Annotated in this window: 23 protein-coding genes; 8 read left to right on the plus strand and 15 right to left on the minus strand. The window is 48.4% G+C overall.

Translation table 11 applies throughout. From position 1 onward, the window contains the following. Positions 1 to 44: 44 nt before the first annotated feature. Positions 45 to 6,800 carry a HAMP domain-containing protein gene (locus tag JOY44_RS03400; protein ID WP_171572322.1) on the minus strand — a complete coding sequence of 2,252 codons (6,756 nt, stop codon included), beginning with the start codon at positions 6,798 to 6,800 and terminating at the stop codon, positions 45 to 47. A 377-nt stretch (positions 6,801 to 7,177) separates the two neighbouring features. On the opposite strand from JOY44_RS03400, the gene JOY44_RS03405 reads away from it, so the two are divergent. After that, positions 7,178 to 7,510 (plus strand): hypothetical protein, encoded by a 333-nt coding sequence (locus tag JOY44_RS03405; RefSeq protein ID WP_171572323.1) that lies wholly within the window; start codon positions 7,178 to 7,180, stop codon positions 7,508 to 7,510. 76 nt (positions 7,511 to 7,586) lie between these two features. Here the strand turns inward: JOY44_RS03405 and JOY44_RS03410 are convergent, their stop codons facing one another. Continuing rightward, a complete protein-coding gene (locus tag JOY44_RS03410; RefSeq protein ID WP_171572324.1) occupies positions 7,587 to 7,928 on the minus strand; it encodes a winged helix-turn-helix transcriptional regulator in 342 nt (113 codons plus the stop codon). 151 nt (positions 7,929 to 8,079) lie between these two features. Here JOY44_RS03410 and JOY44_RS32280 point away from each other — a divergent pair, with 151 nt between their 5' ends. The 3 genes from JOY44_RS32280 to JOY44_RS03420 all read left to right on the plus strand — a co-directional run bounded on the left by JOY44_RS32280 (position 8,080) and on the right by JOY44_RS03420 (position 10,317). Continuing rightward, positions 8,080 to 8,208: a hypothetical protein gene (locus JOY44_RS32280; protein WP_281063275.1), complete on the plus strand. Its 129-nt coding sequence runs from the start codon at positions 8,080 to 8,082 to the stop codon at positions 8,206 to 8,208. 100 nt (positions 8,209 to 8,308) lie between these two features. Continuing rightward, positions 8,309 to 9,046 (plus strand): SDR family oxidoreductase, encoded by a 738-nt coding sequence (locus JOY44_RS03415; protein ID WP_171572325.1) that lies wholly within the window; start codon positions 8,309 to 8,311, stop codon positions 9,044 to 9,046. 101 nt (positions 9,047 to 9,147) lie between these two features. Then, positions 9,148 to 10,317 (plus strand): MFS transporter, encoded by a 1,170-nt coding sequence (locus JOY44_RS03420; protein ID WP_197984924.1) that lies wholly within the window; start codon positions 9,148 to 9,150, stop codon positions 10,315 to 10,317. 48 nt (positions 10,318 to 10,365) lie between these two features. Here the strand turns inward: JOY44_RS03420 and JOY44_RS03425 are convergent, their stop codons facing one another. The 3 genes from JOY44_RS03425 to JOY44_RS03435 form a co-directional block, all read right to left on the minus strand. Then, positions 10,366 to 10,518, minus strand: coding sequence for a hypothetical protein (locus tag JOY44_RS03425; protein ID WP_207211154.1), 153 nt, complete (start codon positions 10,516 to 10,518; stop codon positions 10,366 to 10,368). 259 nt (positions 10,519 to 10,777) lie between these two features. Further along, entirely contained in the window at positions 10,778 to 11,770 is a 993-nt protein-coding gene (locus tag JOY44_RS03430) for a DUF6492 family protein (RefSeq protein ID WP_171572327.1), read from the minus strand. A gap of 19 nt (positions 11,771 to 11,789) precedes the next feature. After that, a complete protein-coding gene (locus tag JOY44_RS03435; RefSeq protein ID WP_171572328.1) occupies positions 11,790 to 13,559 on the minus strand; it encodes a sedoheptulose 7-phosphate cyclase in 1,770 nt (589 codons plus the stop codon). Between the two features lie 446 nt (positions 13,560 to 14,005). Here JOY44_RS03435 and JOY44_RS03440 point away from each other — a divergent pair, with 446 nt between their 5' ends. Beyond that, positions 14,006 to 14,578: a DUF981 family protein gene (locus tag JOY44_RS03440; protein WP_171572329.1), complete on the plus strand. Its 573-nt coding sequence runs from the start codon at positions 14,006 to 14,008 to the stop codon at positions 14,576 to 14,578. Between the two features lie 389 nt (positions 14,579 to 14,967). Next, a complete protein-coding gene (locus tag JOY44_RS03445) occupies positions 14,968 to 15,396 on the plus strand; it encodes a helix-turn-helix domain-containing protein (protein ID WP_171572330.1) in 429 nt (142 codons plus the stop codon). Between the two features lie 59 nt (positions 15,397 to 15,455). Here the strand turns inward: JOY44_RS03445 and JOY44_RS03450 are convergent, their stop codons facing one another. The 3 genes from JOY44_RS03450 to JOY44_RS03460 form a co-directional block, all read right to left on the minus strand. Beyond that, positions 15,456 to 16,211, minus strand: a complete 756-nt coding sequence (locus JOY44_RS03450) for a phycobilisome rod-core linker polypeptide (RefSeq protein WP_171572331.1) — start codon at positions 16,209 to 16,211, stop codon at positions 15,456 to 15,458. A 104-nt stretch (positions 16,212 to 16,315) separates the two neighbouring features. Next, positions 16,316 to 16,897 (minus strand): hypothetical protein, encoded by a 582-nt coding sequence (locus JOY44_RS03455; RefSeq protein WP_171572332.1) that lies wholly within the window; start codon positions 16,895 to 16,897, stop codon positions 16,316 to 16,318. Positions 16,898 to 16,900: 3 nt separating this feature from the next. Further along, positions 16,901 to 17,533, minus strand: coding sequence for a phycobiliprotein lyase (locus JOY44_RS03460; protein WP_171572333.1), 633 nt, complete (start codon positions 17,531 to 17,533; stop codon positions 16,901 to 16,903). Positions 17,534 to 17,998: 465 nt separating this feature from the next. Between JOY44_RS03460 and JOY44_RS03465 the strand changes: the two genes are divergently transcribed. Further along, complete coding sequence (locus JOY44_RS03465; protein WP_171572334.1) at positions 17,999 to 19,201, plus strand: class I SAM-dependent methyltransferase; 1,203 nt, start codon at positions 17,999 to 18,001, stop codon at positions 19,199 to 19,201. A gap of 146 nt (positions 19,202 to 19,347) precedes the next feature. Here JOY44_RS03465 and JOY44_RS03470 read toward each other — a convergent pair whose 3' ends face one another. The 6 genes from JOY44_RS03470 to JOY44_RS03495 all read right to left on the minus strand — a co-directional run bounded on the left by JOY44_RS03470 (position 19,348) and on the right by JOY44_RS03495 (position 24,213). Further along, positions 19,348 to 20,169 carry a HEAT repeat domain-containing protein gene (locus tag JOY44_RS03470; protein WP_171572335.1) on the minus strand — a complete coding sequence of 274 codons (822 nt, stop codon included), beginning with the start codon at positions 20,167 to 20,169 and terminating at the stop codon, positions 19,348 to 19,350. Between the two features lie 114 nt (positions 20,170 to 20,283). Then, on the minus strand, positions 20,284 to 21,111 hold the full coding sequence (locus JOY44_RS03475; RefSeq protein ID WP_171572336.1) for a HEAT repeat domain-containing protein: 828 nt from the start codon (positions 21,109 to 21,111) through the stop codon (positions 20,284 to 20,286). 112 nt (positions 21,112 to 21,223) lie between these two features. Then, positions 21,224 to 21,712, minus strand: coding sequence for a phycocyanin subunit alpha (cpcA, locus tag JOY44_RS03480; RefSeq protein WP_171572337.1), 489 nt, complete (start codon positions 21,710 to 21,712; stop codon positions 21,224 to 21,226). A 110-nt stretch (positions 21,713 to 21,822) separates the two neighbouring features. Beyond that, the gene (locus JOY44_RS03485; RefSeq protein ID WP_171572338.1) at positions 21,823 to 22,341 is read right to left on the minus strand and encodes a phycocyanin subunit beta; all 519 of its coding nucleotides are present in this window, start codon (positions 22,339 to 22,341) and stop codon (positions 21,823 to 21,825) included. Positions 22,342 to 23,043: 702 nt separating this feature from the next. Then, on the minus strand, positions 23,044 to 23,250 hold the full coding sequence (locus JOY44_RS03490; RefSeq protein WP_171572339.1) for a hypothetical protein: 207 nt from the start codon (positions 23,248 to 23,250) through the stop codon (positions 23,044 to 23,046). 243 nt (positions 23,251 to 23,493) lie between these two features. Continuing rightward, positions 23,494 to 24,213 carry a phycocyanobilin:ferredoxin oxidoreductase gene (locus JOY44_RS03495; protein ID WP_197984926.1) on the minus strand — a complete coding sequence of 240 codons (720 nt, stop codon included), beginning with the start codon at positions 24,211 to 24,213 and terminating at the stop codon, positions 23,494 to 23,496. A gap of 250 nt (positions 24,214 to 24,463) precedes the next feature. Here JOY44_RS03495 and JOY44_RS03500 point away from each other — a divergent pair, with 250 nt between their 5' ends. Beyond that, on the plus strand, positions 24,464 to 24,922 hold the full coding sequence (locus JOY44_RS03500) for a hypothetical protein (protein ID WP_171572341.1): 459 nt from the start codon (positions 24,464 to 24,466) through the stop codon (positions 24,920 to 24,922). A gap of 111 nt (positions 24,923 to 25,033) precedes the next feature. On the opposite strand, the gene JOY44_RS03505 is transcribed toward JOY44_RS03500, so the two are convergent. After that, positions 25,034 to 25,282, minus strand: coding sequence for a phycobilisome linker polypeptide (locus JOY44_RS03505; RefSeq protein ID WP_171572342.1), 249 nt, complete (start codon positions 25,280 to 25,282; stop codon positions 25,034 to 25,036). Between the last annotated feature and the right edge of the window lie 9 nt (positions 25,283 to 25,291).

Genomic DNA, 25,291 nt, shown 5'->3' on the forward strand with positions numbered 1-25,291 from the left:
TGTGAATTGAGGGTGAGAACTAGGCTGCTCTCACCCTTTAGCACCTAGTCTCTAGATCGGGAGAGCCAGACTCGTAGTAGTGACAGCAGTTGCTCCATTTCGACCGGTTTAGTGATGTAATCGGTTGCACCTGCTTCTAGACATTTTTCGCGATCGCCTTTCATGGCTTTGGCCGTGAGGGCAATCATCGGCAAATCGGCAAACTGACTAATCTGTCGGATTGCCCCCATGGTTTCGTAACCGTCCATTCCAGGCATCATAATATCCATCAATACCACATCAATATCAGGATTTGCCTGCAAAATATTGATGCCATCTCTGCCGCTTTCGGCGTATAGAATCTGCATTTGCTGGCGTTCTAAGAGGCTGGTGAGGGCAAAGATATTGCGAACGTCATCATCTACAATCAGCACTTTTTTGTCTGTCAGAATCGGATCATTGCGCCGTAGTTGTTCTAGCACCAACCGTTGGCGATCGGGCAAGTTTGCCTGAATCCGATGGAGGAACAAGCTGGTTTCGTCGAGCAGGCGTTCGGGCGATCGTGCATCCTTCAGGATCAAGATGTCGGACAGGCGGTGCAGTTCTGTTTCTTCCTGAACGGTTAGCTCTTTACCCGTGTAGACGATGATCGGCAGGCGACCTAAGTTCGGTTCGCGTTTGATTTGTTCGAGTAGCTCAAAATCCTTGGCATCGGGCAGCAGCAGATCGAGGACTACACAGTCAAACTGTTTGGCGCGAATAGCGGCTAGAGTTTCGGCGGCGGTTGCAACCGCCGTGATGCTGACATCGCTATCTCCAATCAACTCGACGATACTTTGGCGTTGCTGGTCGTCGTCTTCTACCACTAACAAGCTCTTGACTAACCGTTCCACAAACTCTTTCATGCTCGCTAGGGCATTGAGCAGGGATTCACTGCTGACGGGTTTTTGCAGGTAGGCGATCGCGCCTTGCCGCAAGCTGCGGTCTTGCCCATCTTCCACGGTCATAATGTGAACCGGAATGTGGCGAGTGGCAGGGTCGTGCTTGAGGTAGTTCAACACGGTCCAACCGTCCAAAACGGGTAACCGGATGTCTAGCATGATGGCAGAGGGTTGAAATTCTCGCGCCATCTGTAGCCCCACATCTCCCCGTGTGGCAACTAAGCCTTTGAAACCGTGTTCCCGCGACAGATCGAGCAGGATGCGCGCAAAGTTAACGTCATCTTCGATGATCAGCAACGAGCGATCATTGGGTTGAATCGAAACGCGATCGTCTTCTAGCGTTGGATCAGCTGAAAAGGTACCCACTTGGGTTGCGGTGACAGGAATAGCGGCTCGGCTTCCCAATGACGGAGTGGGTGACGCGACTTCTGTGGGATGCAGGGCGATCGTCGAGCTAACCGATTGAGCCGTGGAGCCATTTGAAATTGGCGCTCTGCGGGTTTCTACCGGAATGATTCTCCGCGTCTCCCGGCCTTCCCGTCTGCCTGTCTCCCCGTTCTCTTGGCGATCTACATAGGTCAATGGCAAATAGAGGGTAAACGTACTGCCCTGACCCAGTTCACTCGTCAGGCGAATTTCACCTCCCAAAAGTTGGGCGATTTCCCGGCTAATCGACAAGCCTAAACCGGTGCCACCATAGCGACGGCTCGTTGTTCCATCTTCTTGCTGGAAGGCTTCAAAGATAATCTGCTGTTTCTCTGGAGCAATGCCGATGCCCGTATCGATCACCGCAAAGGCGATCACCTGATCTGCCTGATTTAATCTAGCTTTTTCTAGACTCCAGCCTTGGGTGACGACGCTGATTTCTAACTCTACTTGTCCCCGCTCTGTGAACTTGAAGGCGTTTGCCAGCAAGTTTTTCAACACCTGTTGCAGCCGCTTGGCATCGGTGTAAAGGGTGCGTGGCAGTTGCTCGCTGAAGCGCATGTGAAAATCGAGTTTGCGATCGACGGCAATCTGACGGAAGGTACGCTCTAGATGCACTTGCAGATCGGCAAACAGGATAGGCTCGGCATCCACTGAAATTGTGCCGGATTCGATCTTCGCCAGATCGAGGATGTCGTTAATCAGCCCTAGCAAGTCATTTCCGGCAGAGTAAATGGTCTGGGAATATTCCACCTGTTTGTGGGTCAAGTTGCTCTCAGTGTTATCGGATAAGAGTCGCGCCAGAATCAGCAAGCTGTTAAGCGGAGTTCGGAGTTCGTGAGACATGTTTGCCAGAAACTCAGATTTGTATTTAGAAGTTAGCGCTAGCTGTTCAGCTTTTTCTTCCAAAGACAATCGTGCCTGCTCGATTTCGCTGTTTTTGCGCTCTACTTCGCTGTTTTGCGTCGCTAATAGTTCGGCTTTTTCTTGCAGTTCTTCGTTGGTCTGTTGCAGTTGCTCTTGCTGACTCTTGAGTAAGTCTTCTGACGCTTTCAAGGATTGCGCCTGTTGCTCCAAACGACGATTGGTGTCGGTGAGTTCAGTTTGCTGACCTTGCATTTCTTCTGCCAGAGATTGGGACTGTTTCAGCAGTTCCTCAGTTCGCATACTGGCGGCGATCGTGTTGAGGACGATCGCGATACTTTCGGTCAGTTGGTCGAAGAAGGTGAGGTGAATGTCATTAAAGCGGTTGAAGGAAGCCAGTTCAACTACGGCTGTCACCTGTCCTTCAAACAGCACCGGTAACACAACGACATTCATAGGAGATGCTTCGCCCAATCCAGAGTTGACCTTGATATAGTCGTGGGGCACTTCGGTAACGAGAATTCGCTCTTTCTCCAGGGCACATTGTCCGACCAATCCCTCGCCGAGATAGAAGCGATTTGCTAGATTCTTGCGCTCTCGATAGGCGTAGGTACTAAGCAATTTCAGGAACGGTGGATGTATCTCGCTGGTTTCCAGCAGGTAGAATACGCCGTGTTGGGCGGATACCAGGGGAGCCAGTTCGGACAAGATGAGTTTGGAGACAGTCTCCAGGTCGCGCTGCCCCTGCAACATGCGAGTGAATTTTGCCAGGTTGGTTTTGAGCCAGTCTTGCTCGATGTTTTTCTGGGTGGTTTCGCGCAGGTTGGCGATCATCTGGTTAACGTTATCTTTCAGGATGGCAACTTCGCCCTGAGCTTCAACCGCAATGACCCGTGTCAAATCGCCCTTGGTCACGGCGGTTGCCACTTCGGCGATCGCTCGTACCTGAGTCGTCAAGTTTGCCGCTAGTTCGTTTACGTTGTCGGTCAGGTCACGCCATGTGCCTGATGCACCCGGCACTTTCGCCTGACCCCCCAATTTCCCTTCAATTCCCACTTCCCGCGCCACGGTTGTCACCTGGTCGGCGAAGGTTGCCAGAGTGTCGATCATCTCGTTAATCGTGTCTGCCAGGGTTTCAATTTCCCCTTTGGCATCCAGCATCAACTTCTGTTTCAGGTTACCGTTGGCGACGGCGGTCACGACTTTAGCGATGCCTCGAACTTGCGCCGTCAGGTTGCCCGCCATTGAGTTGACGTTATCGGTCAGATCTTTCCAGATGCCCGCTACGCCAATCACCTGTGCCTGACCGCCCAGTTTTCCTTCGGTTCCCACTTCCCGCGCCACCCGTGTCACCTCAGAGGCAAAGGAACTCAGTTGATCCACCATCGTGTTGACGGTATTTTTTAGCTCAAAAATCTCGCCGCGCACATCCACGGTAATTTTCTTGGAAAGGTCGCCGTTGGCGATCGCGGTCGAGACTTCGGCAATGTTCCGCACCTGCGCCGTTAGGTTACCCGCCATCGAGTTTACCGAATCAGTCAAATCCTTCCAGGTTCCGGCAACCCCAGACACCTGCGCTTGTACGCCCAGTTTTCCTTCAGTTCCCACTTCTCGCGCCACCCGCGTCACTTCAGAGGCAAAGGAGTTGAGTTGATCCACCATGATGTTGATGGTGCTTTTCAGGTCGAGAATCTCGCCTTTAACATCCACGGTGATTTTCTTAGACAGGTCACCGTTCGCCACCGCCGTTGTCACTTCGGCAATGTTCCGCACCTGCGCCGTCAAGCTGCCTGCCATGAAGTTCACAGAATCGGTTAAATCCTTCCAGGTGCCAGCCACGCCGCCCACTTCTGCCTGTACGCCCAACTTCCCTTCAGCACCCACTTCCCGCGCCACCCGTGTTACTTCCGAGGCAAAGGAATTCAACTGATCCACCATCGTGTTGACGGTATTTTTCAGTTCCAAAATTTCGCCCTTAACATCCACGGTAATTTTCTTGGATAGGTCGCCGTTGGCCACAGCGGTCGTCACTGCCGCAATGTTCCGCACTTGCGCCGTTAAGCTGCCTGCCATGAAGTTTACGGAGTCGGTTAAATCTTTCCAGGTTCCGGCAACGCCGCGTACATCAGCTTGCACACCTAGTTTGCCCTCGGCTCCCACTTCCCGCGCCACCCGTGTTACCTCAGAGGCAAAGGAACTGAGTTGATCCACCATGATGTTGATGGTGTTTTTCAGTTCGAAAATTTCACCTTTCACCTGCACGGTAATCTTCTTGGACAGATCACCATTGGCGATCGCCGTTGCCACTTCGGCAATGTTTCGCACCTGTCCGGTCAGGTTACCTGCCATCGAGTTTACATTGTCCGTCAGGTCTTTCCAGGTTCCGGCAACGCCAGGAACTTGCGCCTGTACGCCCAGTTTCCCTTCCGTTCCCACCTCGCGTGCTACCCGCGTTACTTCAGAGGCAAAGGAACTGAGTTGATCCACCATCGTATTAATCGTGTTTTTCAGTTCCAGAATTTCACCTTTAACATCCACGGTGATTTTCTTGGACAAATCGCCGTTTGCTACAGCGGTTGTCACATCGGCAATGTTCCGCACTTGCGCCGTCAAATTGCCCGCCATCGAGTTTACCGAATCGGTCAAGTCTTTCCAGGTTCCGGCAACGCCGCGCACTTCGGCTTGTACGCCCAACTTCCCTTCGGTTCCCACTTCTCGCGCCACCCGCGTTACCTCCGAGGCAAAGGAGTTGAGCTGATCCACCATGATGTTGATGGTGCTTTTCAGGTCGAGAATTTCGCCTTTCACATCCACGGTGATTTTCTTGGACAGGTCACCGTTTGCTACAGCAGTTGTCACTTCGGCGATGTTCCGCACCTGTGCTGTTAAGCTGCCTGCCATGAAGTTTACCGAGTCAGTCAAATCCTTCCAGGTTCCGGCCACGCCGCGCACTTGCGCCTGCCCGCCCAACTTACCATCGGCTCCCACTTCCCGTGCGACCCGCGTTACCTCAGAGGCAAAGGAATTCAACTGATCCACCATCGTGTTGACGGTGTTTTTTAGTTCCAGAATTTCACCTTTTACATCCACCGTAATTTTGCGGGACAAGTCACCGTTGGCGATCGCCGTTGCCACTTCCGCAATATTTCGCACCTGTCCGGTCAGGTTACCTGCCATCAGGTTCACGTTGTCCGTCAGGTCTTTCCAGGTTCCGGCAACCCCTTTTACTTCCGCCTGCACGCCCAACTTTCCTTCGGTTCCCACTTCCCGCGCTACCCGCGTTACCTCAGAGGCAAAGGAGTTCAACTGATCCACCATCGTATTGACGGTGTTTTTCAGCTCCAGAATCTCACCTTTTACATCCACTGTGATTTTGCGGGACAAGTCACCGTTCGCGATCGCCGTTGCCACTTCCGCAATATTTCGCACCTGTCCGGTCAAGTTACCTGCCATGAAGTTCACAGAGTCGGTCAAGTCCTTCCAGGTGCCAGCTACGCCGCGCACCTCCGCCTGTCCACCTAATTTACCTTCTGCGCCTACTTCTCGCGCCACCCGCGTTACTTCCGAAGCAAAGGAGTTGAGTTGATCCACCATTGTGTTGATGGTGCTTTTCAGATCGAGAATTTCACCTTTGACATCCACCGTAATTTTCTTGGACAAATCGCCGTTTGCCACAGCGGTTGTTACTTCGGCAATATTCCGCACCTGCGCCGTCAGGTTCCCCGCCATCGAGTTCACAGAATCGGTCAAATCCTTCCAGGTGCCAGCAACTCCAGGAACTTGCGCCTGTACACCCAGTTTTCCTTCTGTTCCCACTTCCCGCGCCACCCGCGTTACCTCAGAAGCAAAGGAATTCAACTGATCCACCATGATATTGATGGTGCTTTTCAGGTCAAGAATTTCGCCTTTGACATCCACCGTAATTTTCTTAGACAGGTCGCCGTTTGCCACAGCGGTTGTCACTTCGGCAATATTCCGCACCTGTGCTGTCAGGTTCCCCGCCATCGAGTTCACGTTATCGGTCAAATCTTTCCAGGTTCCAGCAACCCCTTTTACTTCCGCCTGCACGCCCAGTTTTCCTTCTGTTCCCACTTCCCGCGCCACCCGCGTTACTTCTGAAGCGAAGGACTGAAGCTGAGACACCATCGTGTTGACGATTTGTGCTGTTTGCAGAAACTCCCCTTGCAGCGATCTCCCTTCAATCTCCGTGGCGATCGCTTGCGACAGGTCACCATTTGCCACGGAGCGGATCACCCGCGTGATCGCCGCCATCGGCTGCACTAAATCCACAATCAGCGTGTTGATTGATCCTTCACAGGCTTTCCACGATCCTTTTGCTCCACCCAATGAAGCCCGTTCATTCGTCTTACCCTCTTTCCCCACCACAGTACTGATCCGCTCTAGCTCCGTCGCAATCTGCTCGTTCTTATCAATAATGTCGTTAAGCGTGTCGGCAACTTTTCCTGCGATACCCGTCTGATCAAACGGCATTCGCACTGAGAAGTTTCCTTTCTTCACTTCGGTCAAAACTTTAAGCAGTTGCTTCAGGTCAAAGCTATCGGTCTCAGCGAGGGTTTGAGCGGTTGTCATAAACTTCTACGGCTGCTTTTGGTGAGGAGGATGATTAAAGGATGACGCTTGAGATAGTGAGGTAGTAAGTTTCTGCGACGAAAGGCTTTCCAAAGGACAAACATACCTCCCCTACGGATCATCTACCGCAAAGGATAGAATCGGCTTCATACCTTGGACAGAAGACTAAATTTTCATAGATCAGTCCAAAGAGAGATGTCAGCACAGCGGCTTTAACCCACTTTAAGTAGGCTAGCTATTATGCTTAGATTTACACAATAGTTGCTTGCAAGCTGTATAGCGAGTAGCTGACAATGGATGTGATTGCCTTTCCGGCTGCCAGTTAACTATTGCTATGCCAGCCTCTCTACTATCTCACCTTCTAACACGCAATTCCCTTGAACGATCAATCCTTACCTAATGAATCGAGTCAGTCGGGAATCAATTTACCCCAACTGGTTGAGGCTGTAGTTCAAGCTGTAACAAAAGTCGGTGAAAGCCGGAACTTAGAGACTGCCTTAGCCATTCGAGATGAAATCCGGCGCTTACCAAACGATCTCGTCACAGAGGTTTTGAATCAACTGATTCTAAGATTGATTTTTATTGATCCATTGCTGTGTCGTTGGTTTGTGCTAGATGTGTTTTTGTATGATGCTGATCCAGATGCAAAAGCTGATGTTGCCGAGCGAATTAATGTATTGATGGCAGATTTGCGATCGCAGCAAAAATGATTTTTTTGTCCATTAGTCCAAGCTTTTTTTGCTTATTCAAAGTTGTGAATGAGTAATCAATGCAGGGCTGTTTGGGTCAAACAGATTGATTCATGTTCATCCGTTTAAGATGCTCTTGTCCCCACTCACACAGGGGTTGAAAGACGGGTATAAGGGTTCGGCCGTAGCTTGTGAAGGCATACTCAACCTTTGGAGGCATGGCTGATAAAGTCGTGCGGCTAATGATGGTGTCTTTTTCGAGTTCCTTAAGTTGCTGAATCAGCATTTTCTCGCTAATTTCAGGCATTAACCGTCTTAACTCGCTGTAGCGTTTTCCGCCATCTTTAAGATGCCACAAAATTAAAAGCTTCCATTTGCCGCCCAATACGCTAAGAGTCATTTGCACAAAGGATGTGCCGTCGGTTTGATCTGATTGCATCAGAATCGCTTCTTTCGTGAGCCTACATTGACCTTACAAAAAAGTAAGTACTTCCCAAAAAGTTAGTAGGAGTATACCTTAATGGTTAGTAATTATTTCCAGTTTTGATCGGGAGGCAAGGCAATGTCAGCGTTGGCTGGCAAAGTAGCACTTGTTAGCAGGAGCATCGCGAGCGATCGCTGAACGGTTGGGGCGTGCTCGTGCAAATGTGGCTATTACCTACTCTGGCAACCAAGATAAGGCAGAGCGATTGTCGAGACGCTTAGAAGTAGTGAAGTAGAAGCAATCGCAGTTTAATCAGATCTGAACAATATCGAAAGTCAATGGGTGAATGGCTAGATCATTCAGATGAACGGCGGCATTTTATAGAGGAGGAAAAGATGGAAATTGCGAATTCAATTGCGCTTGTGACAGGAGCCAACGGAGGCTTAGGTCAATATTATATGGAGGCGCTGCGATCGCGCGGTGCTGCCAAAATTTATGCGGCGGCTCGTAATCCCAATTCGCTAGCCGACCTGGTAGCCACTGATCCCAACATCATTATTCCGGTTGCTCTCGACATCACCAACGAACAATCAGTCAACCAAGCCGCGTTGTTGTGCCAAGACGTAACCCTGCTGATCAATAACGCTGGGGTTGGATTCAATCAAGGGCTAATCGCCGCGCCTGATTTATCCCATGCCCGCATGGAAATAGACGTGAACTATTTTGGCACGTTGATGATGTGCCGTGCCTTTGCATCGGTGCTGAAACAAAATGGCGGCGGGGCAATGATCAATATGGTGTCCATGGTGGCGCGCGTCAATCTTCCTTTCAACGGCAGCTACAGTGCTTCTAAAGCAGCGACCCTGTCGCTCACCCAGGGAGTGCGAGCAGAGCTAGCGGCACAAGGAACGCTAGTCATCGCGGTCTTGCCTGCGACCATTGATATTGGCATGGGCAAAGCTTATCCTGAACCGAAAGTGTCGCCTGAAGAAGTAGTCAGCGAGGCATTACAAGCCGCGATCGAGGGGGTTGAAGATGTTTACCCCGGTGAGCAGGCGAAACAAATGGCAGCACAGTTGCTTAGCGATCCAAAGATGCTGGAAAAAACAGTGGCGTTGATGTTGCCAAGTTAAACTCACTAATCAGAGTTTTGGCTCAGTTTCGTAGGAATGTTTTGAGCGTAGAAGAACACTACGATGCCTATGCAAATCGTCATTAAAACCTTCCTAAAAGTATGATGAAATCCCGCAGTCCAGACACTCTTCTCGTCAAAGCAACGTTACTGCTGGTCAGCACCCTCACCGTCATGGCAGGCGCGACGATCGCCCCGGCTCTTCCAGCCATGCGGCAGCACTTTGCAGAGGTGCCTAATGCCGATTACTGGGTGAGATTAATCTTGACTGCTCCAGCGCTATTTATTGCGATCGGTGCCCCCATTGCTGGAACCATCATCGATCGCTTTGGGCGCAAAGGCTTACTGGGTGCTGCCGTCTTTCTTTATGGTTTGGCGGGCAGTTCTGGTTTTTTGCTAAATGAGATTGGGCTGCTGCTGCTGGGGCGGGTGCTGCTGGGCTTGAGTGTGGCTGGGATCATGACCACCGCCACCACGCTCATTGCCGATTACTACGGGGGTGCTGCCCGTGCCCAATTTCTCGGACTGCAAGCCGCTTTCATGGGCTTCGGCGGTGTAATTTTCCTGACTCTGGGCGGCTATCTGGCTGACCTTAATTGGCGGTTCCCATTCTTAATTTACCTGCTGGCATGGCTGATTTTACCCTTCATTCTGCTGGTACTGTCCGAACCTTCTGCCAATTCGGCCGCACAATCCTCTGAGGCAGTTGTTTCCGAGTCAGTTCCCTGGTTGCTGCTGCTCACGACCTACAGTATTGCGCTGGTCACTCAAATTGTGTTCTACATGATTCCGGTGCAGATTCCTTTTTATCTTCAGCAACTCACTAACGCCAATGCGGCTCAAAGTGGGCTGGCGATCGCCTGTGCCACGCTTGCCACTTCCATCAGTGCCCTCAGCTATCAGCGCCTTAAAGCGCGTTTTACCTTTCTGAATCTCTACGCGATCGCGTTTTTGCTGATGGGTCTTGGTTATCTAGTCATCAGTTTCGGGCGCACCTATGAAATAGTCTTACTTGGCTTGGCGATCGGTGGGTTAGGCGTGGGATTGTTAATGCCTAACATGACTGTATGTTTGACCTCATCCACTCCAGCAGTTTTACGGGGACGGATTTTGGGTGGCTTAACCACTAGCTTTTTTCTGGGGCAGTTTATTTCACCGTTTGCCAGTCAACCTCTCAGCCAATGGGTGGGATTGAGCACAACCTATGGATTGGCGGGTGGATTAATGCTGATGATGACCCTCCTGACTCTCGGTGTGATGTCTCGCTGGTAATGATTCAGAGACTATTGCTGTTTCTCCGCCATCTCGGATTACGGTTAGTTAGGTTTGGCTTTGTGAGATGATCCAGAACTTATCGGTGAAACTAGTAGCCTCCGCGATCGTGCCTGCGATCGCATTGCTTCCTACCGCTGCCACTAACGCAGAGAGCTTTTCAGGGTTGCGGGAGCTGAAGGAGAGAGGCAAAACGAGCAAAGTATAGTCTACAGAGAGTATGGAAAAGGGTTTGTCTAATTATTTAAAGATGGGGTTTGTTTGCGCGATCGCTTTTAGTCTCAAGATTCAGCAGCGCCTGTCTGACTTAGTAGCGATGAATTGAAGCGTGTGAAGCATTCGCTGGCACTCGACCGAATAAAGCGCATTTATTTTGCGATGATCGATTGATGCTGCGACGATTAGAAATAATCCGAGTAGAGTAGGGTAAAAAAACTTAACGCCTTTCTACAAATACTCTCTAAGGCTGGGCGCTAATTATCTGCCAACGAGAGCGCAATTCTTCAATATGTCTGTTCTCATTTCCCTTCTTTAGATGCCTCGGACTGCTTTCAAACGATAGAGAAGATGGCATTGGATCTGAACCATAGGCAGCTTGAACAAATGCTTCTACCTCAGCATAACTAGGACTGTCGATTTCAGCAGAGGTCGGCATTTGATATTGCTGAAGTGCCGTAAAAAACAGTCCCGTACCATCATCAAAAAATCGCTCGGTCGTCGCTCCATAGTGCTCGTAGGGATGAAATGATAAATCAGCAGGAGCGTGAGCAGCAACCCACGAAACATAGGACCAATATTCGCTGAAAGTACCAAACTGATTAGCAGAGCGTATCATCAGCAATAGCCAAGAATCATCTGTTTGAAAATAGCGATTAATCTGCTGCTTAAAAGATTCGAGATGGGTTTGCTTGAACCACATGTGGTGCGGCACGAAAGTTCCTTCATGATCTGTCAGCGGCTCAACTGCAAGCACTGAACGGATCCATTCTGCCCAAGCAGTCACGATCGCAGCATTGCCCCATTGATTATGCTGAAGCAATGCGAATGAATACTGCGCCTGCTGGACGATCGACCATGCTTTTATAGGCAGCAGATCACTATCCCAGACCATGAACCATTCGCTCAAGTCTTTAATCCCCTCAGCCGCACCAAGCTTAAGCAACTGTTGATAGAACCAGCCGGGGGTGTAAAGCGATGCTCCTAGCTCAAGCTCGGCACAGATTGCCTGCTTGGTCAGACCGCTCCTGTGAAAGAAGAATTCTTCCGCGTGAGCATAAACTGGTGCGACTTTCCACCCTTTGACTAGCGTTTTAAGGGATTGCGCTTGTTGCTCTGGTGCAATGACATGGATCGAACGCGGTGCGTAGTGGGCGGTGATTCCCTCTAAGACAGCCCTAGTGTTCCAACGCAACTGATAGAGCGGGATCACAAAGTCGAATATTTCTGGCGACATATTCTTAGAACATCCCTCTCTAGACTTCTGACAGCATTTGTGCCCCGTTTTCTGGGTGAGCGATTAGCTCCACTGACGAATGAAATGTGGTTGAGGGGTCTTCTAGTCCCACATCCCGGCAGAGCGGCTCAATACCGATACCTTGTCTGGGGTAATCTGCACAGATCGTTTGGTAGCCTAAAATCGCCTCATGGAGCTGTTCACGGGTGAGAGAATTGAGATAACCACAGTGACCAATTTCACCCTTAGGCAGAGGTGCAGCCAAGTTTCCACCCCGCTTCTGAACCATTTTTTCCTGTGCCGCCCAAAGCGTTTCCTGGTTGAGCAAAATATCGTGCCAGAGGCTTAGCTCAAAGCTGCTGATCAGACGCAGAATCCGATGAAGCTCCTCAGCACTGATCCAGTTGAGGCGATAACTCAGGTAGGCTCCAAACCCCATGCCAATGGCAACGGCATGACCATGCAGCAATCCAGACTCAATTTCAAAGCCTGGAGACCAGGTATGACCATAGGCATGAGGTCGACACTGATGCGTTTCGTAGAGGTTGTCGTATTCAGCCTCCACATAGCTTTGCATTGCTAGCCCCAGAATACGCTGCGATCGACGGCTAATCTCATCGTCGGGTTGACAGTGAACTGTACCAAATCGAGAAAGAATAAGCTGTGAACCTGCCTCCTCCAGAGCCTCAAAAAGCTCTACGTTTTTCACAACCGCCATCTTGATAATTTCTGCAATGCCGTGCCGCAGCCATCCGGGGTGCAGGGTCTTAAAGAAAGAGCGATCAGTAATCGAAAGAATGGGCGCATGGTAAGCCCCAAACAGATTTTTGTAGCCAAAGCCATCGCAGCAGGTGCGTGGAGATGGACCCGCATCAATCCCAGACACGATCGACGTCGAGAGCATCACATAGGGCGTATTGCGATGATACAAAGCGCAGGCAAGACCACCTGTATCGCTCAACACACCGCCACCCACAATCAACACAGGTTCATTTCTAGAAACACCTAGCCGCTTAAAGTCGCCCAGCATTCGTTCCACCGTATGAATGCCTTTATCAACTTCCATAGCTCGGTAGACAAGCTTATCGAGACGAATCTGGTGATGATGAAAATAATCCTCAATCTTCTGACCGTAGTAGCGCTCTACGTTCTGATCGATTAAACAAACACAGCGCTTGAAGGCGATATACATATCCCTCAGGAGGTGCTGCTGTGGGTCTAGCGAGTTCTCTAGCACCTTGATTGAAGTGAAGGTACTTGCGCTCATCACCGCCTCAATGCTTAGACCATCTAGCGTGCTGACGACATGTCCGCGACTTTCGCGATAGCTAGAGGTTGGATATAAGGCATGGGGGTTAGCCTTAACCAAATGAGCCGCTAGCTCCTGATAAAAATCTGCATCCCGGCTACTTAAGAGACGCGCCAAGAGCTTGGTTTTGCCCAGGTCAGACTGATACAGTCGATTTGAGAATAAAGACCACTCAGTTCCGATAGCTGCGTCAAAGGCCGTTGTGAGTTCGGTCAGCAGTCCAAAAAAGCTGCCTAACGAGAGACTCAAACTGCTCCGCAGTCTGCGGCAGGCTGACAAACCTGAAATCGCCTCGACTGAAGCAAATTCCTTGCCAAACTCTTCAGAAAAAGCGTTGCTTTCAATTAGCGCCAACAGCAAACTTCTGAACTCTACGCTACAACAAATGGCTTCAATCGCATCGTCCAGATCTTGGTAGGTCAAAGGCTCACTATCGTAGGTATCAATAAATGCCTTAACTGCTGAGATAGTTTTTGTCATCGTTAGCCTTTTAGGCACATGGCTTAAGTAAGTGGGATAAAAATTCACCTTAGGTCGCCTGAACCCTGAGTGAACCAGGATCTTTGTCTAGGGGCGTTTCCCGCTTAGAATATACCCTATTTAAACCAAGCTTGTTGTACAGTGGCTTTTTAATTTTTCGTAGTCATAAATTTGTATCATGTGAGGCTGTAGTGCCTGTCTTTGCCAGCGATTCGCTTCGAGCACGTACAGAGAATGGCAAACTGCATCAACCTTCGATCGCTTGAGGCGTACAGCAACCTGGTTCACTTGATGACATGAATTTGTCTCAATGGTATTCAATTTGGCACTGTACACTTGACACCAGTGCTTAAGATTGCATCAACATCATCTTGAAGCGAGTGTTCAAATTTTAGATTACCTTGATTAGGAGATTGCCGTTCCACTGCAACATCAAGAGGTCAATCATGTTTATTGATTACATTACGCTGATGCTGATTAATATGGTAGCCGGATTGTTTCTACTGGCTTACTACGTATATCAGGGACTTGATAGCCCAAATCAGAAACGATGGATTCCTGGCTTCGGGATGACGGGCGGCATCGCCTTAGCAACTGGTTTACACATGATATGGACTTGGCCGATCGTGGGTAGCTTTAACATCGCTTTTGGTGAAACCACCGTTTTGTTTGGGATTATACTCCTCACAGCGGCTATTGCTTTATCCCAGGGTTGGGATCTTCTAACAGTTGCAATTTATGCCTTTTTTGTTGGCATTGCTGCTGTCGTGATTGGATTCCGCATCATGAACCTCGGTTTGACAAAGCAACCGTTGCTATCAGGCATTGGTTTTATTCTTACGGGGCTAGGAGGTATCTTTGCGGCACCAACTCTCTACCTAAAAACTAACCGAGCTTGGCGGCTGCTCGGTGCAGCAGTGCTTGTAGCGGCGGCTCTAATCTGGGCGCTTACCGGGTATCTTGCTTACTGGGGGCATCTAGAGACTTTCCAAAAGTGGGTTCCAATCCCTATGCGGTAAATTACAACTTGCGATGATTGTCTTTTTGTTAGCAGTTAAACCGTGTTTCCTTGGGGATGAAAGAGAACGCAAAAGCAGCCAGATCACTTTCTCAACGAATAACTAGGAATTTTAAGCGATGGTTTTACTGGACTGTTTGCTGCCTCTACTTTAGACATCAAAGGAATTTTCTACCCGTTATCCTTACCCTGGTCGATCTTGCTGGTCGATTTACTTCTCAGCCATCCTGACCATCAGTTCGATAAGCATGGAAGATAAACAAGGAATTTGAAGGGGTAGAGTGTAAAATAGACGACGATCGCACCGCTTGAAATGGCAACATTGTATTGAGCGCGATCGCTTTCAGTCAGCTGTCTTATCAATGTTGGAATTTTTCTGGTACCAAACCAATGCCAGCCAGGTTACAAATCAAAGCCGAAGATTGCTCTCCTTTAGGGCAGTTCGTTTTGCAATACCTGGAAAAGCAGAGTATCAGTATGAACCATCTCGCGGAGTTAGCAGGGGTACCGCAACCCCGGTTAAGGGGTGCCTGTTTTAAAGGAACTTGTCCTACTCCTGAAACCTTGAGAAAGCTAGCTAGAGTAATGGGAAAGCACCATCTAGAGCTGTATACCTTAGCCTATGAAGGAAGAATAGAGCAGCTTCCAGAAGATGCCGATGATATTTCGCTAGATCTTTTGATGCGAGAGTTGTTTGAGACAGCGAGGGAACTGGGCTTAGCCGTTCCAAAAGCCCGTCCTTCTAAAGCGAAAATCCGTAAAGCCCTGCTAACACTGGGTTTCAGTTCGGACGATACCACCATATCTGAAGCTGGTTAATAAAAAAGGAGCTGTCTGAATGAACAGACAACTCCTGCTAGCAAATTGCTGAGAGCACTTTATCTTTTGCGATAAGGAACGGATTTTTCGATATCAATGTTAAGTGCTGAGATCCTTTGAGGCAAATTACCCTGAGGATTAATGCCCCGCGCCATATTTAGGAATTGAGACGGGCTACCTGCAACAGCCTTCTGTTCTTGTGGAACATAACTGCGAACAGTGGTTTGCCAAATAAACTGTGGAAAGCCAAGCTTACGGCGATAGTATTCGTCGTAGCGGGGAGATGTGATGTTGAAAGGACGTTCGCCCTCTGCCCGACCCGGCAGTACGCGACGACGCTGATAGGGAAGGATATCGTACCCAAACGCTTCCAAGTATTCGTCACTGTTGAGTAGCTTGTCTATAAAACCCACAATGCCTTTGGTAGCAACGACGATCGACCAAGCAATCTTTTCGCGCTCGCTGTAGACATCACGACCCAATACCCGTTGCACAGTCTGCTCCACAAAGCGGTAGTTGCTATTGAGGTCGTAGAAACTGCGCTTGTAAGTATCGGAAAGCACCAAACCACGAATAAAGTCTCGGACTGTGATTTGACCGCTGCGAAGTTGGGACTCCAGAGCTTTCTCGCGATCAGCAGCAAAAGCATGGAAGAACATCTGCCGATAAGCTGCTTCAATCAGATTGTCCATATCTGAAGAAGAAAGCAGGTTATCTGTAGAATAGATCCTGGGTTGCTCGTCTCCAGGAACTTCATAGCTCTCGACCCGTTGATTTTGACTATTTGGGGAATATTCTAAAAGAGGAAGTGCCACGCCTAATAAATCTCCCTTTTCTAATGAAATCTTACAAAGTTAGTCCTGATCATATAGGTACGGGTGCTGCATTATTCGATTTAGTCTGATGAACATTACATAACTTAATTTAGCGATCGCCTGCTGACCTCTTCACCACGCCAAAATGCTAATGAATCTTGAGTTGCGACACAATCGGGATAAAACCGCAACCAGTCGCCATGGTCAGGCTGATCGAGCGGGAAGGGAATCTCTAATCCTAAGCAAAGATGAGCCAGCGATCGCCCAAACTGTGAGTGATGCCCAGGAAAACCCGCATGAGCATGGGCATATTCATGAACAACTAACCGCAGCCAGTCTTCGGGCACCACTTGCCCCACATCAATCAAGATGGTTATAGGGTTGGTTTGAAGGTTGCAAAACCCATCTATTTCAAATGACCGAACCAGCGGAGCCGCAAAAATTTGGATGGAGCGCTGCTCCTGGAGGTGAAAGCAATCGTGGCACATCTGAAGATACGCATTCAATTGGCTATTCACCCTATCAATGTGATCACCAATCCAGGTGCAAATCGAACCCCGATGCGCTAGGTCATCAACCACACCCACCATCTCTGGCACTAGAGCTAGACTACGAACCCCATACAGATAATCCAGCCCACGAATGAATGGATCGGAACTGGTGGTGACAATTAATTGCTGAACCAAAATCTAGCAGCCCAAAAGAGAGAAGTATTCTGTCGGTTCAACGGTAGCTTGAGCCGATTCAGGAGAAAGACTTGAGGAATCAGCTTCTAAACTGAGGGCATCACCCTCAACATCGGCAACCCGAAATTCAGTGCAAAAAGTAGCTGTACTGAAACCACCAAATCGCTTGACCGTACTGGTTCGCATCCGGAGGCTTGGGCTAGCAAACCAGAAGCGCTCGATCGAACTCATCGTTTCATACTCGGTCGTCAGCACTAATGCATCTTCTTCATCCATGTGATATTGCCCCGCAACAGGCACAATTTCGGCATAACCCCGCTCTCGCAGCAAAATTCCTTGACGGGGTTGATCGGCATCGGGAATCAGGGCAAACACAGTGGACCCTTCATGATTCTCATCGTCGTTCCGATCCCAACTCATGGCTCCATGCCAAGAGACAAATGCCCCACCGATCGCAAGAGCAGGATCAACCTCGTGGAGTTGGCAGATCTCAATTACTTTCGGATGGTCAGCGGCAAAAGCCTCAACCTGAATTGCCGATGCGCCTGCTTCAGCGCGTTTGAATGCAAGGTGATGGGTGGTTCGCTGCGATCGCCATGTCCCCGTGCTCAGTTGAAAAAACTCCATTACATCCATTGCAATCTAAACCCTAAACAACGATATCTCTGATGTTCCGCTTGTATGCTTTCTACCGCTCCAGAAAGACAATCTACAGGTTTGGTAGCGCTACTCTTTACATCATAAAACTACAAGAGCGGTCTTTACGCCTAGATAAAAACCACTCATGACAACAAAATTTCAGTAGCGATCACATCAGTAGCGATCACAATAGGCGAAAAAATTCAGTCTACAGATGGTTCAAAACGACTCCATGTAGCAGACATGTAAAATCTTTGTGCTTCATTCCAGATTTTCTTGGAGTGGGGAAGTTGTGGTTTGAAAATTTAAGCTCCAAGTTAGCATCGTTTGTTTTGGCACAGTCGATCGCTGTTTAGGTAAGGGCGATCGCTTTTACCTATTTTTCGGCATCATTGCTGTTATCGGGATGGAGTTTGGGATAATGACAACTGGATACATATTCATCCATCATCAACACCAACCATGCCCGATTCTCAAGCGATTAGTGCAGCTGTTGCCAAGCTCTATAATACCTATCCCTTTCCGCCCGAACCGTTGTTGGATGAACCGCCACCAGGGTATAACTGGCGTTGGAACTGGCTGACCGCCTATAACTTTTGCACCGGACAAAAGCCGACTCGGCAAGATGCACGAATTCTCGATGCCGGATGTGGGACGGGTGTGGGAACGGAATATTTGGTGCATCTAAATCCGGATGCGGAGATCGTGGGTATTGACCTGAGTGCTGGAGCACTGGCAGTGGCAAAGGAACGCTGTCAGAAATCTGGAGCAACGGGAGTAGAGTTTCATCACCTGAGTTTGTTTGATGTCGATCAACTGCCGGGTGAATTTGATTTGATTAACTGTGTGGGAGTGCTGCACCATACATCTGATCCGATTCGTGGTATTCAGGCACTCGCGAAAAAGCTGGCACCGGGTGGGATACTGCATATTTTTGTTTATGGTGAGTTGGGACGGTGGGAAATTATGCTGATGCAGGAGGCGATCGCTCTACTGCAAGGTGACCAGCGCGGTGATTACACAGATGGGGTGAAGGTCGGACGGCAACTGTTTGCAGCGTTACCCGAAGATAATCGGTTACGAAAACGGGAAACGGAACGGTGGTCTTGGGAAAATCAAAGGGATGGTTACTTTGCGGATATGTATGTACACCCGCAAGAGATCGATTACAACATCAACACCGTATTTGAGTTGATTGATGCATCTGGGTTGGAGTTTGTTGGATTCTCTAATCCACAGGTCTGGGATTTGGAACGATTAATTGGACAAGCACCGGAGTTAATTGAGCGATCGCAGCCTCTAACGGATCGCCAACGATATCGCCTAATTGAATTGCTTGATCCGCAGGCAATTACTCACTACGAATTCTTTTTGGCGAGGACTCCGTTGCCTCGACAAGACTGGTTAGTCGATGCGGATTTGCTGGCAGCAATGCCAGAACCCAGTCCTTGCATTCAGGGCTGGCGCGACAGTCGGCAATTTTTTAACCAGGATTATCAAGTGGTGAATCTAACTGAGGCAGAGTGGCAGTTCCTACTTGCCTGTGATGGCAACCAAACGCAGCAGAAGACAATTGAGCAGATGTTGCAGACAGTTGAATCAAGCTTGGCGGATGTGCGATCGCTGCAACATCAACAACTCATTCTTTTAACGCCAAAGTCATAGCGCTACCAATCTGCTTTAGAGTGGCGCTGAGCTTGGGAGATCGCCAGCTTTGCCGAAATGTAGATGATCTCCTACTCTTTTTATTCACTGTTGTCCAAGCCTCTCGGATCTCGACATCAGTATTTCAGAATCAGTGATTTAATGATTTACACAGAATCAGGCGTTTGAGCGATAGATCCGGCGAGTTCTTTATAGCGGCGCGGGTCACCCTCTGCGAATACCACACGCTCTTGTCCTTTGCGATCGTACAGCTTCTCTAAAATCATCTGCCAGTCTGTGTCTGAAAGAGGTGATGGCTGTGCCTCAACGGTTGGGGGCTGCGCCAATGTTTCTGCCCGAAGATGCTGCTGTGCCATCCAAACCCTAGCACGCACTGCTTCATTGCTATCGTTGATCGCCATTTGCTCGAATTGAGATTCAATTTGCGATCGCCACTCTGGATAGGTCAACGCGATCTCGTCTGCAAGCGACTGTAAGCCTGAGACAGCCGAATAACGCACTATCCACTCATCATCCTGCTGTGCCACAAACAGCAGGGCTTCCAAGACTTCTGCCTGAGCGATTTCTAGAAGATTATCTGGAAACCAGTGCCATTTCATCATTCCTAAGCCCCTAGCAGCGGCTCGACGAACACTGAGGGCAAAGTCAGCCGTAGCCACTCCCAATAAAGTAATGAGTCCTCTAGGGTCGCCAATCCCAGCCAGTGCCCGAATTGCCCAGGCTCTAGCCGTGTAGTTGTGCCGATCCAGTTGCTCCAGCAAGGGGGGGACGGCGGCTTCTCCCAGTTGAATTAACCCGTCTACGGCTGCTACTGCTGCTCCTGGATTGTTATAGCTTAAAGCCGCGATTAGTGTCGGAATAGAACCTTCTAGATGTGCGTCTGCAAGGTTTTGCACTGCTTCTAGCAAACCCTTGGAAGAATCAGCGGCATCTACAGCTTGAATCAAAGAGGAAAGGGAATCAGTCATGGGGATTGAAGTTTAGGGATTTGAAAGATGGAAGCTTAGGAATTAAGGAGTAGGAAGTTCAATCCTGCTCCCTGATTCTCTTTCCCTAATTCCTATTCTCTATTGTGACTTGTGCTACAACAACTCATCCATCAAAGTCATCACCTTAATCGCCCCTTGAGAGAGATTTGGCGGTGTGGTGTGCTGTAGTTGCTTTTCCAGTAGCCCTTTGAGAGCAATCAGCTTGAGGCTATTTTCTGCCAGGGTTTGGGCGATCGCATCGGCAGCCGGAAGATATCCAATCGCGCCTACGTCGGCTAAGACTGTTCGCCGCAATTGCAAATCAGTGTTTGAGAGTGCTTGCATCAAGTGATCGCCATACTGACTAGCGATTTCAGGATTTGGGGTAAGCTGATACATCGCTCGATTGGCAGCATAGCAAATCCGAGGAACAGGATGATCTAAAAACGGCAAAATGTTTGGAACAGCATCCATCGCGCCCAATGTTCCTAAAGCTTCCAAAATCGCATCAAACGGCTGAGTCAAATGCGGCGGCTCCAATGCAGGTAGAGTTCCAGCCACTTGATTATTGAGTAACTCAACCAGCCTAGGAATACAGTTAGGCTCTCCTAGCTTCTCCAGCGATTGCGCCGCAGCCTCTCTCACATAAAAATCAGTACATTCCAAGGACTGAATTAGGGCTGGCACGACTCGATGATCGCCCAGTTTACCCAATGCCCGCGCTGCATTGCGTCGCAGAGGATAGCCACCTGCATCAGTGCGATCATCCTCATCTGTTAATGCTGCCATCAAAACATCGATTGCTTCAGGGGCATCAACCCGAAACCGCCCCAACCACCATGCAGCATAGACCCGTAAACCCAAATCTTCTCCCTGAAGATTGGCGATCGCCTGTTCCACGGTGAGGGAGTGGTCGCTCTGAGTATCTGGTTCGTGACTCATGGCAACAGCAAAAAATCACTTTTAGAGATTTACTTTAAAAAACAATGCCCGGAGAATTATGCTGCAACCAACATCTGTCGGTAGTTGCCTAACCCTCCGGGCACAAGCACGATTAGCTCAATGCGTTGATTGCATAGTCAATGTAGGAGTTCGCTTCAACAGCAGGATCTCCACTCAAACCATGGCTTGCTTTGATATTTTTCAAAGCTTCAACATACCAGCTAGGAGATAACTCAAAGGTGCTGTTGATTTCAGCTAGACCGCTGATTAGGTAATCATCGATAGGACCTGTTCCACCCACAACGAGGCAGTAGGTGACCATGCGTAGATAGTAACCAATGTCACGGACGCACTTGTCTTTGCCCACTTGAGTCGATGCGTAGTTAGGACCTTGCATTGTGGTGGTGTATGGGAACTTTTGGTAAACTGCGTTAGCAGCACCAGAAGCCAAGCTGTCAGCTTTGGAGGACAATGCCTTAGCAGCTTCCAAGCTAGCAGACGCTTGACGGAAGCGACCAAAAGCGGTTTGAAGTTCAGTGGAGCTAAGGAAGCGTCCTTGAGAATCAGCAGCCGAAACGGCTTCGGTTAAAGGGGTTTTCATGATTAAACTTGCTCCAGTAATTTTGCTTTGCGAAATAAGTGTTGCAGTTGCTTTAGCTACCTAAAAGGTAAGGAAAAACAACTTAAGCGGTTTCTAGTTATTAGATAACTTTAGCCAACAGCAGCAGCAGCCTTGTCAAAATAGCTGCTCACTTCAGACATCAAGCTGGAGCAATCACCTCTGGTGACTCCGTTGGTATCATTGGCGAGCGCAAGTGCAGCTTCTTTCATCTTCTGAACACCCACTGCAACAGAAGCGCCAGGAGTACCTAGAGCCAAATAGGTTTCACGCAGACCATTGAGACAGCGATCATCTAAAATGCTCGAATCTCCAGCAAAAATAGCGTAGGTGATATAGCGCAAGATGATTTCCATGTCACGCAAACAAGCAGCCATACGACGGTTGGTGTAAGCATTTCCACCGGGTGCAATCAGCCCAGGTTGCTCTGCAAACAACGAACGAGCCGCATTCGCTACGATCGCAGACGAATTACCGGTGATGCGGTTCACAGTATCCATACGCTTGTTGCCATCGGCGACCATAGCGCTCAAGGCATCCAGTTGGGAAGAGCTGAGGTATTCACCCCGCGCGTCAGCCTGAGAGACCACCTTTGCAAATGCGTCCAACATAAACTCAATCTCCTAATGTGTTGAAGTAAAGTAGGGATTCGGTCACAACTGACTCTTGGTTAATCTCAGAATCAACCTGCCTAAACAGTTTGAGAGAGACAAAACCCGTCCATGGAGAACCTCGAAATGCCTCTTGCTCTTCTAATGAAGAAACTTAGAGGGTTTTACATTTCTTAAATATTGTGGAGTCTTAACGCACCAGACAGCTAAATAATCTGTATCTGCTTTGCCAGTTTTCCATCTTCTTTGTTTATACTATGTCGTTGGATCGTTGTTTATTACGAATTATAAATGGTCTAAATCAAGTCCTAAGCTATTGCCAGCAGGTTAGTTCGCTGGTAAGAGATTGATTTTGATGAAAGACCATAAACCCACCCATTTATCATAGAGACTTAAAGCCACAAATAGGACAACCTTAGTCGATAAATGAGAAATCGAGCTTTGAGTATGAACAAATGTTGCGAATCTGATTTTTTATAACTTGCTTTTCACTGTAGGGAAGCGTCATTAAAGGAAATCACCACCGATTTTCGTTACAAATTAAATAAGACGTCATGAGTGCAATTGACATGCTCACTAATATGCCAGCCCAATCTGAATTCAACTTTCTGATTTAGTAATACTTTAAAGCCCTCTCTCAAAGGCGAGAAAGGGCTTTAGGGTGGGGTGATTCGCTAGTAAAGAAAAGAATTTGAAGCTTCTTTAAGATTTAGTCGCCGTCCAATCGTTTTTCAGCAGCGCTAGAAAGGTAGTAATTCCTTTAGAAAAGCCGTCAGGATCAGGCAAAGCATACTGTGGAAACTCTTCATATGGCTTCCATGGTTCTGAATCATGGTGCCGCAAATGCAAGGCACGATCGCTGCCTTCCAGTTTCCAAAGCATTTGACCGTTCTTAAATGTTTCAGCCATGGCTTCCTCCTCGTGTTTGAAAAAATCCTGAACCGCAATTAACTGTTCTCAATTTTGCCAGCTTAAACGTTAACTTCTGTAAATACTGCTACTTTTCTGTAGACATTTATGCCAAGTCGTGCGTTTGTAAACACAGTATAAGATTTTACGTATAGGAAGTTGTCCCCCACAGGAGTACTCTTGTCTCCATCAAACGATGGAGGTATTGCTCTATCAATCCTTTTCCTCCAATCGAAATTTGGATCAGGTTGCGTAATCAAACAGCATAGTGGTCATATACCGTTCAGCCCACGCAGCGCCAAAGGATTTCTCTAGGACGCGACGGGTTTTATCATTCTGCTGTTGCTTTGTGCAGTAATATCGTTGCCCTGCAATGATTTGGGCGATCGCAAGCTCTGAAGTAATCGGGGATTCAGCGCTGGCAAGTTGGCAATGAACCGTCAAAAAATCCTGAACACGCTGCAAAAAGACTTCTTCTTCTGGCTCTCCCATCGGACGCACAAACAGGCAAAATTCAGAAAAAATATCGCCCCAGTCAGGTAAGGCGCGAGGCTGCGAAAAGGTTAAATTAGGCAATTCTGCTAGTGCTTGCTGATAGCGCTCTGGCAGCGATCGCTCAGGGTTCACAGGCGATAAATCGGCGATCGCGGCACTAATTGCGCCCCGTCCACCCACCAAATCTGCGCCAAAGATAGGTAGGGCATATTCGGGATTTGGGAACATGACACAGTGCAGAATATCTAGCCCGGTGCCGACCTGCGCCAGTTCAAGATGCAGTTTGCGAAATTGAGGAGCTTGATAGCAATGATTTTCAATCACCAGCTTTTCGCCTTCCAAAGCCCCCTCAACATACCCTAGACCTTCTGGAATAGTGAATGGAGATAGCTCTAGATAAGTCTTCCAAGTGGTTTCAATCGTATCGGCTAGCCGATGGATCAACGGGTGCTGGCGACTTCTCAACATTGCTTGCATAAACTTCAATGAATACTTTTGTCTGAATATCTGAGTATAGAGTTGTTACCTACTATAGGTAGAGCTTCTGACAAGAATTGAAACTTAATCAACTCGGCAATATCAGAAATGCTCTTCATCAGAATGAGTGATGTTACTGTTAATTTTTTGTATGGGAGCCGCAGATCGTATTTTGTGTTTGGGCGGAACGGTCGGCGTTAAATGTGAGTATCGTAGTCCTTAAGAAATACTAATTACAGCAATGTCACAAGCAATTTCTGTTGGGAATTTCACTACATTTTTTGTTTTGTATGCATTTGTCAGTTTGGCGGTTTACTTCACAGCTTCTTTCACAATTCCGGCTTGGCTAATTTATTTCTTCTTTCTTTTGCCGTTTTATTTAATTTGTATTGTTTATTTGATGGATTTAAATTTGAGACATTATCAAAAGTCACTTAGATATAAACGCTTGCCGTTATTTCTAAGCGTTATTTTTCAACTCCTAATTATTCTCACAAGTCCTACAAGTTGTTATGGATGGAGTCAAGGTAAAGCCTGTTATTCCTTCATCCAAACTCACCTAACCACAACTAAATTGGCTACTCTTCAGAATACTCCTCCAGCGTGGTGGATAGTCGATTCAATGCTTGTGCCTGCTTTAATCCTGCACGTTATTTCTGTTGCAATGTTCTTAAAAATGATTCGGATTGAGCAGCAATAGGATGCAATAAGAAAGGGCGATCGCGGAAGCACAAATGCTTTGCGATCGCCCTTTCTTATCGTTGCCCCGATTTCACACCTGCCACAATTTGGCAAGATAGGGCGCTTAACCTTAAGACCCTGATGTGGGTTCAGTCAATGGACGAATGTTCACAATTCTGCCGCCTAAGCGGTTAATGCGTTGCATTTCTTTGTTCATCCGGCTGTATGGAACTTGCATCAAAATTGTGCTGCTGTTCCGTACAGGATAACGATTGTTGTCTGTTTGCTCATTTTGCTGTAATCCTTCTACTTCATAGACAAAGATTCGATTACTGGCGGATGAGCTAGCGGCTCCGGTGAGAGCGAGTTGTCCCAACATGATATGTGT

The sequence above is a fragment of the Leptolyngbya sp. Cla-17 genome (genome assembly GCF_016807185.1).
Classification (GTDB): domain Bacteria; phylum Cyanobacteriota; class Cyanobacteriia; order Leptolyngbyales; family Leptolyngbyaceae; genus ULC077BIN1.

Coding starts and splice junctions, on each gene's coding strand:
- JOY44_RS03475 (WP_171572336.1), bottom strand. CDS start 21,111: ATGAGTCACGAACCAGATACTCAGAGCGACCACTCCCTCACCGTGGAA.
- JOY44_RS03400 (WP_171572322.1), bottom strand. CDS start 6,800: ATGACAACCGCTCAAACCCTCGCTGAGACCGATAGCTTTGACCTGAAG.
- JOY44_RS03430 (WP_171572327.1), bottom strand. CDS start 11,770: ATGTCGCCAGAAATATTCGACTTTGTGATCCCGCTCTATCAGTTGCGT.
- JOY44_RS03435 (WP_171572328.1), bottom strand. CDS start 13,559: ATGACAAAAACTATCTCAGCAGTTAAGGCATTTATTGATACCTACGAT.
- JOY44_RS03445 (WP_171572330.1), top strand. CDS start 14,968: ATGCCAGCCAGGTTACAAATCAAAGCCGAAGATTGCTCTCCTTTAGGG.
- JOY44_RS03440 (WP_171572329.1), top strand. CDS start 14,006: ATGTTTATTGATTACATTACGCTGATGCTGATTAATATGGTAGCCGGA.
- JOY44_RS03420 (WP_197984924.1), top strand. CDS start 9,148: ATGATGAAATCCCGCAGTCCAGACACTCTTCTCGTCAAAGCAACGTTA.
- JOY44_RS03415 (WP_171572325.1), top strand. CDS start 8,309: ATGGAAATTGCGAATTCAATTGCGCTTGTGACAGGAGCCAACGGAGGC.
- JOY44_RS03485 (WP_171572338.1), bottom strand. CDS start 22,341: ATGTTGGACGCATTTGCAAAGGTGGTCTCTCAGGCTGACGCGCGGGGT.
- JOY44_RS03460 (WP_171572333.1), bottom strand. CDS start 17,533: ATGGATGTAATGGAGTTTTTTCAACTGAGCACGGGGACATGGCGATCG.
- JOY44_RS03410 (WP_171572324.1), bottom strand. CDS start 7,928: ATGCAATCAGATCAAACCGACGGCACATCCTTTGTGCAAATGACTCTT.
- JOY44_RS03465 (WP_171572334.1), top strand. CDS start 17,999: ATGCCCGATTCTCAAGCGATTAGTGCAGCTGTTGCCAAGCTCTATAAT.
- cpcA (WP_171572337.1), bottom strand. CDS start 21,712: ATGAAAACCCCTTTAACCGAAGCCGTTTCGGCTGCTGATTCTCAAGGA.
- JOY44_RS03495 (WP_197984926.1), bottom strand. CDS start 24,213: ATGTTGAGAAGTCGCCAGCACCCGTTGATCCATCGGCTAGCCGATACG.
- JOY44_RS03505 (WP_171572342.1), bottom strand. CDS start 25,282: ATGTTGGGACAACTCGCTCTCACCGGAGCCGCTAGCTCATCCGCCAGT.
- JOY44_RS03490 (WP_171572339.1), bottom strand. CDS start 23,250: ATGGCTGAAACATTTAAGAACGGTCAAATGCTTTGGAAACTGGAAGGC.
- JOY44_RS03500 (WP_171572341.1), top strand. CDS start 24,464: ATGTCACAAGCAATTTCTGTTGGGAATTTCACTACATTTTTTGTTTTG.
- JOY44_RS03470 (WP_171572335.1), bottom strand. CDS start 20,169: ATGACTGATTCCCTTTCCTCTTTGATTCAAGCTGTAGATGCCGCTGAT.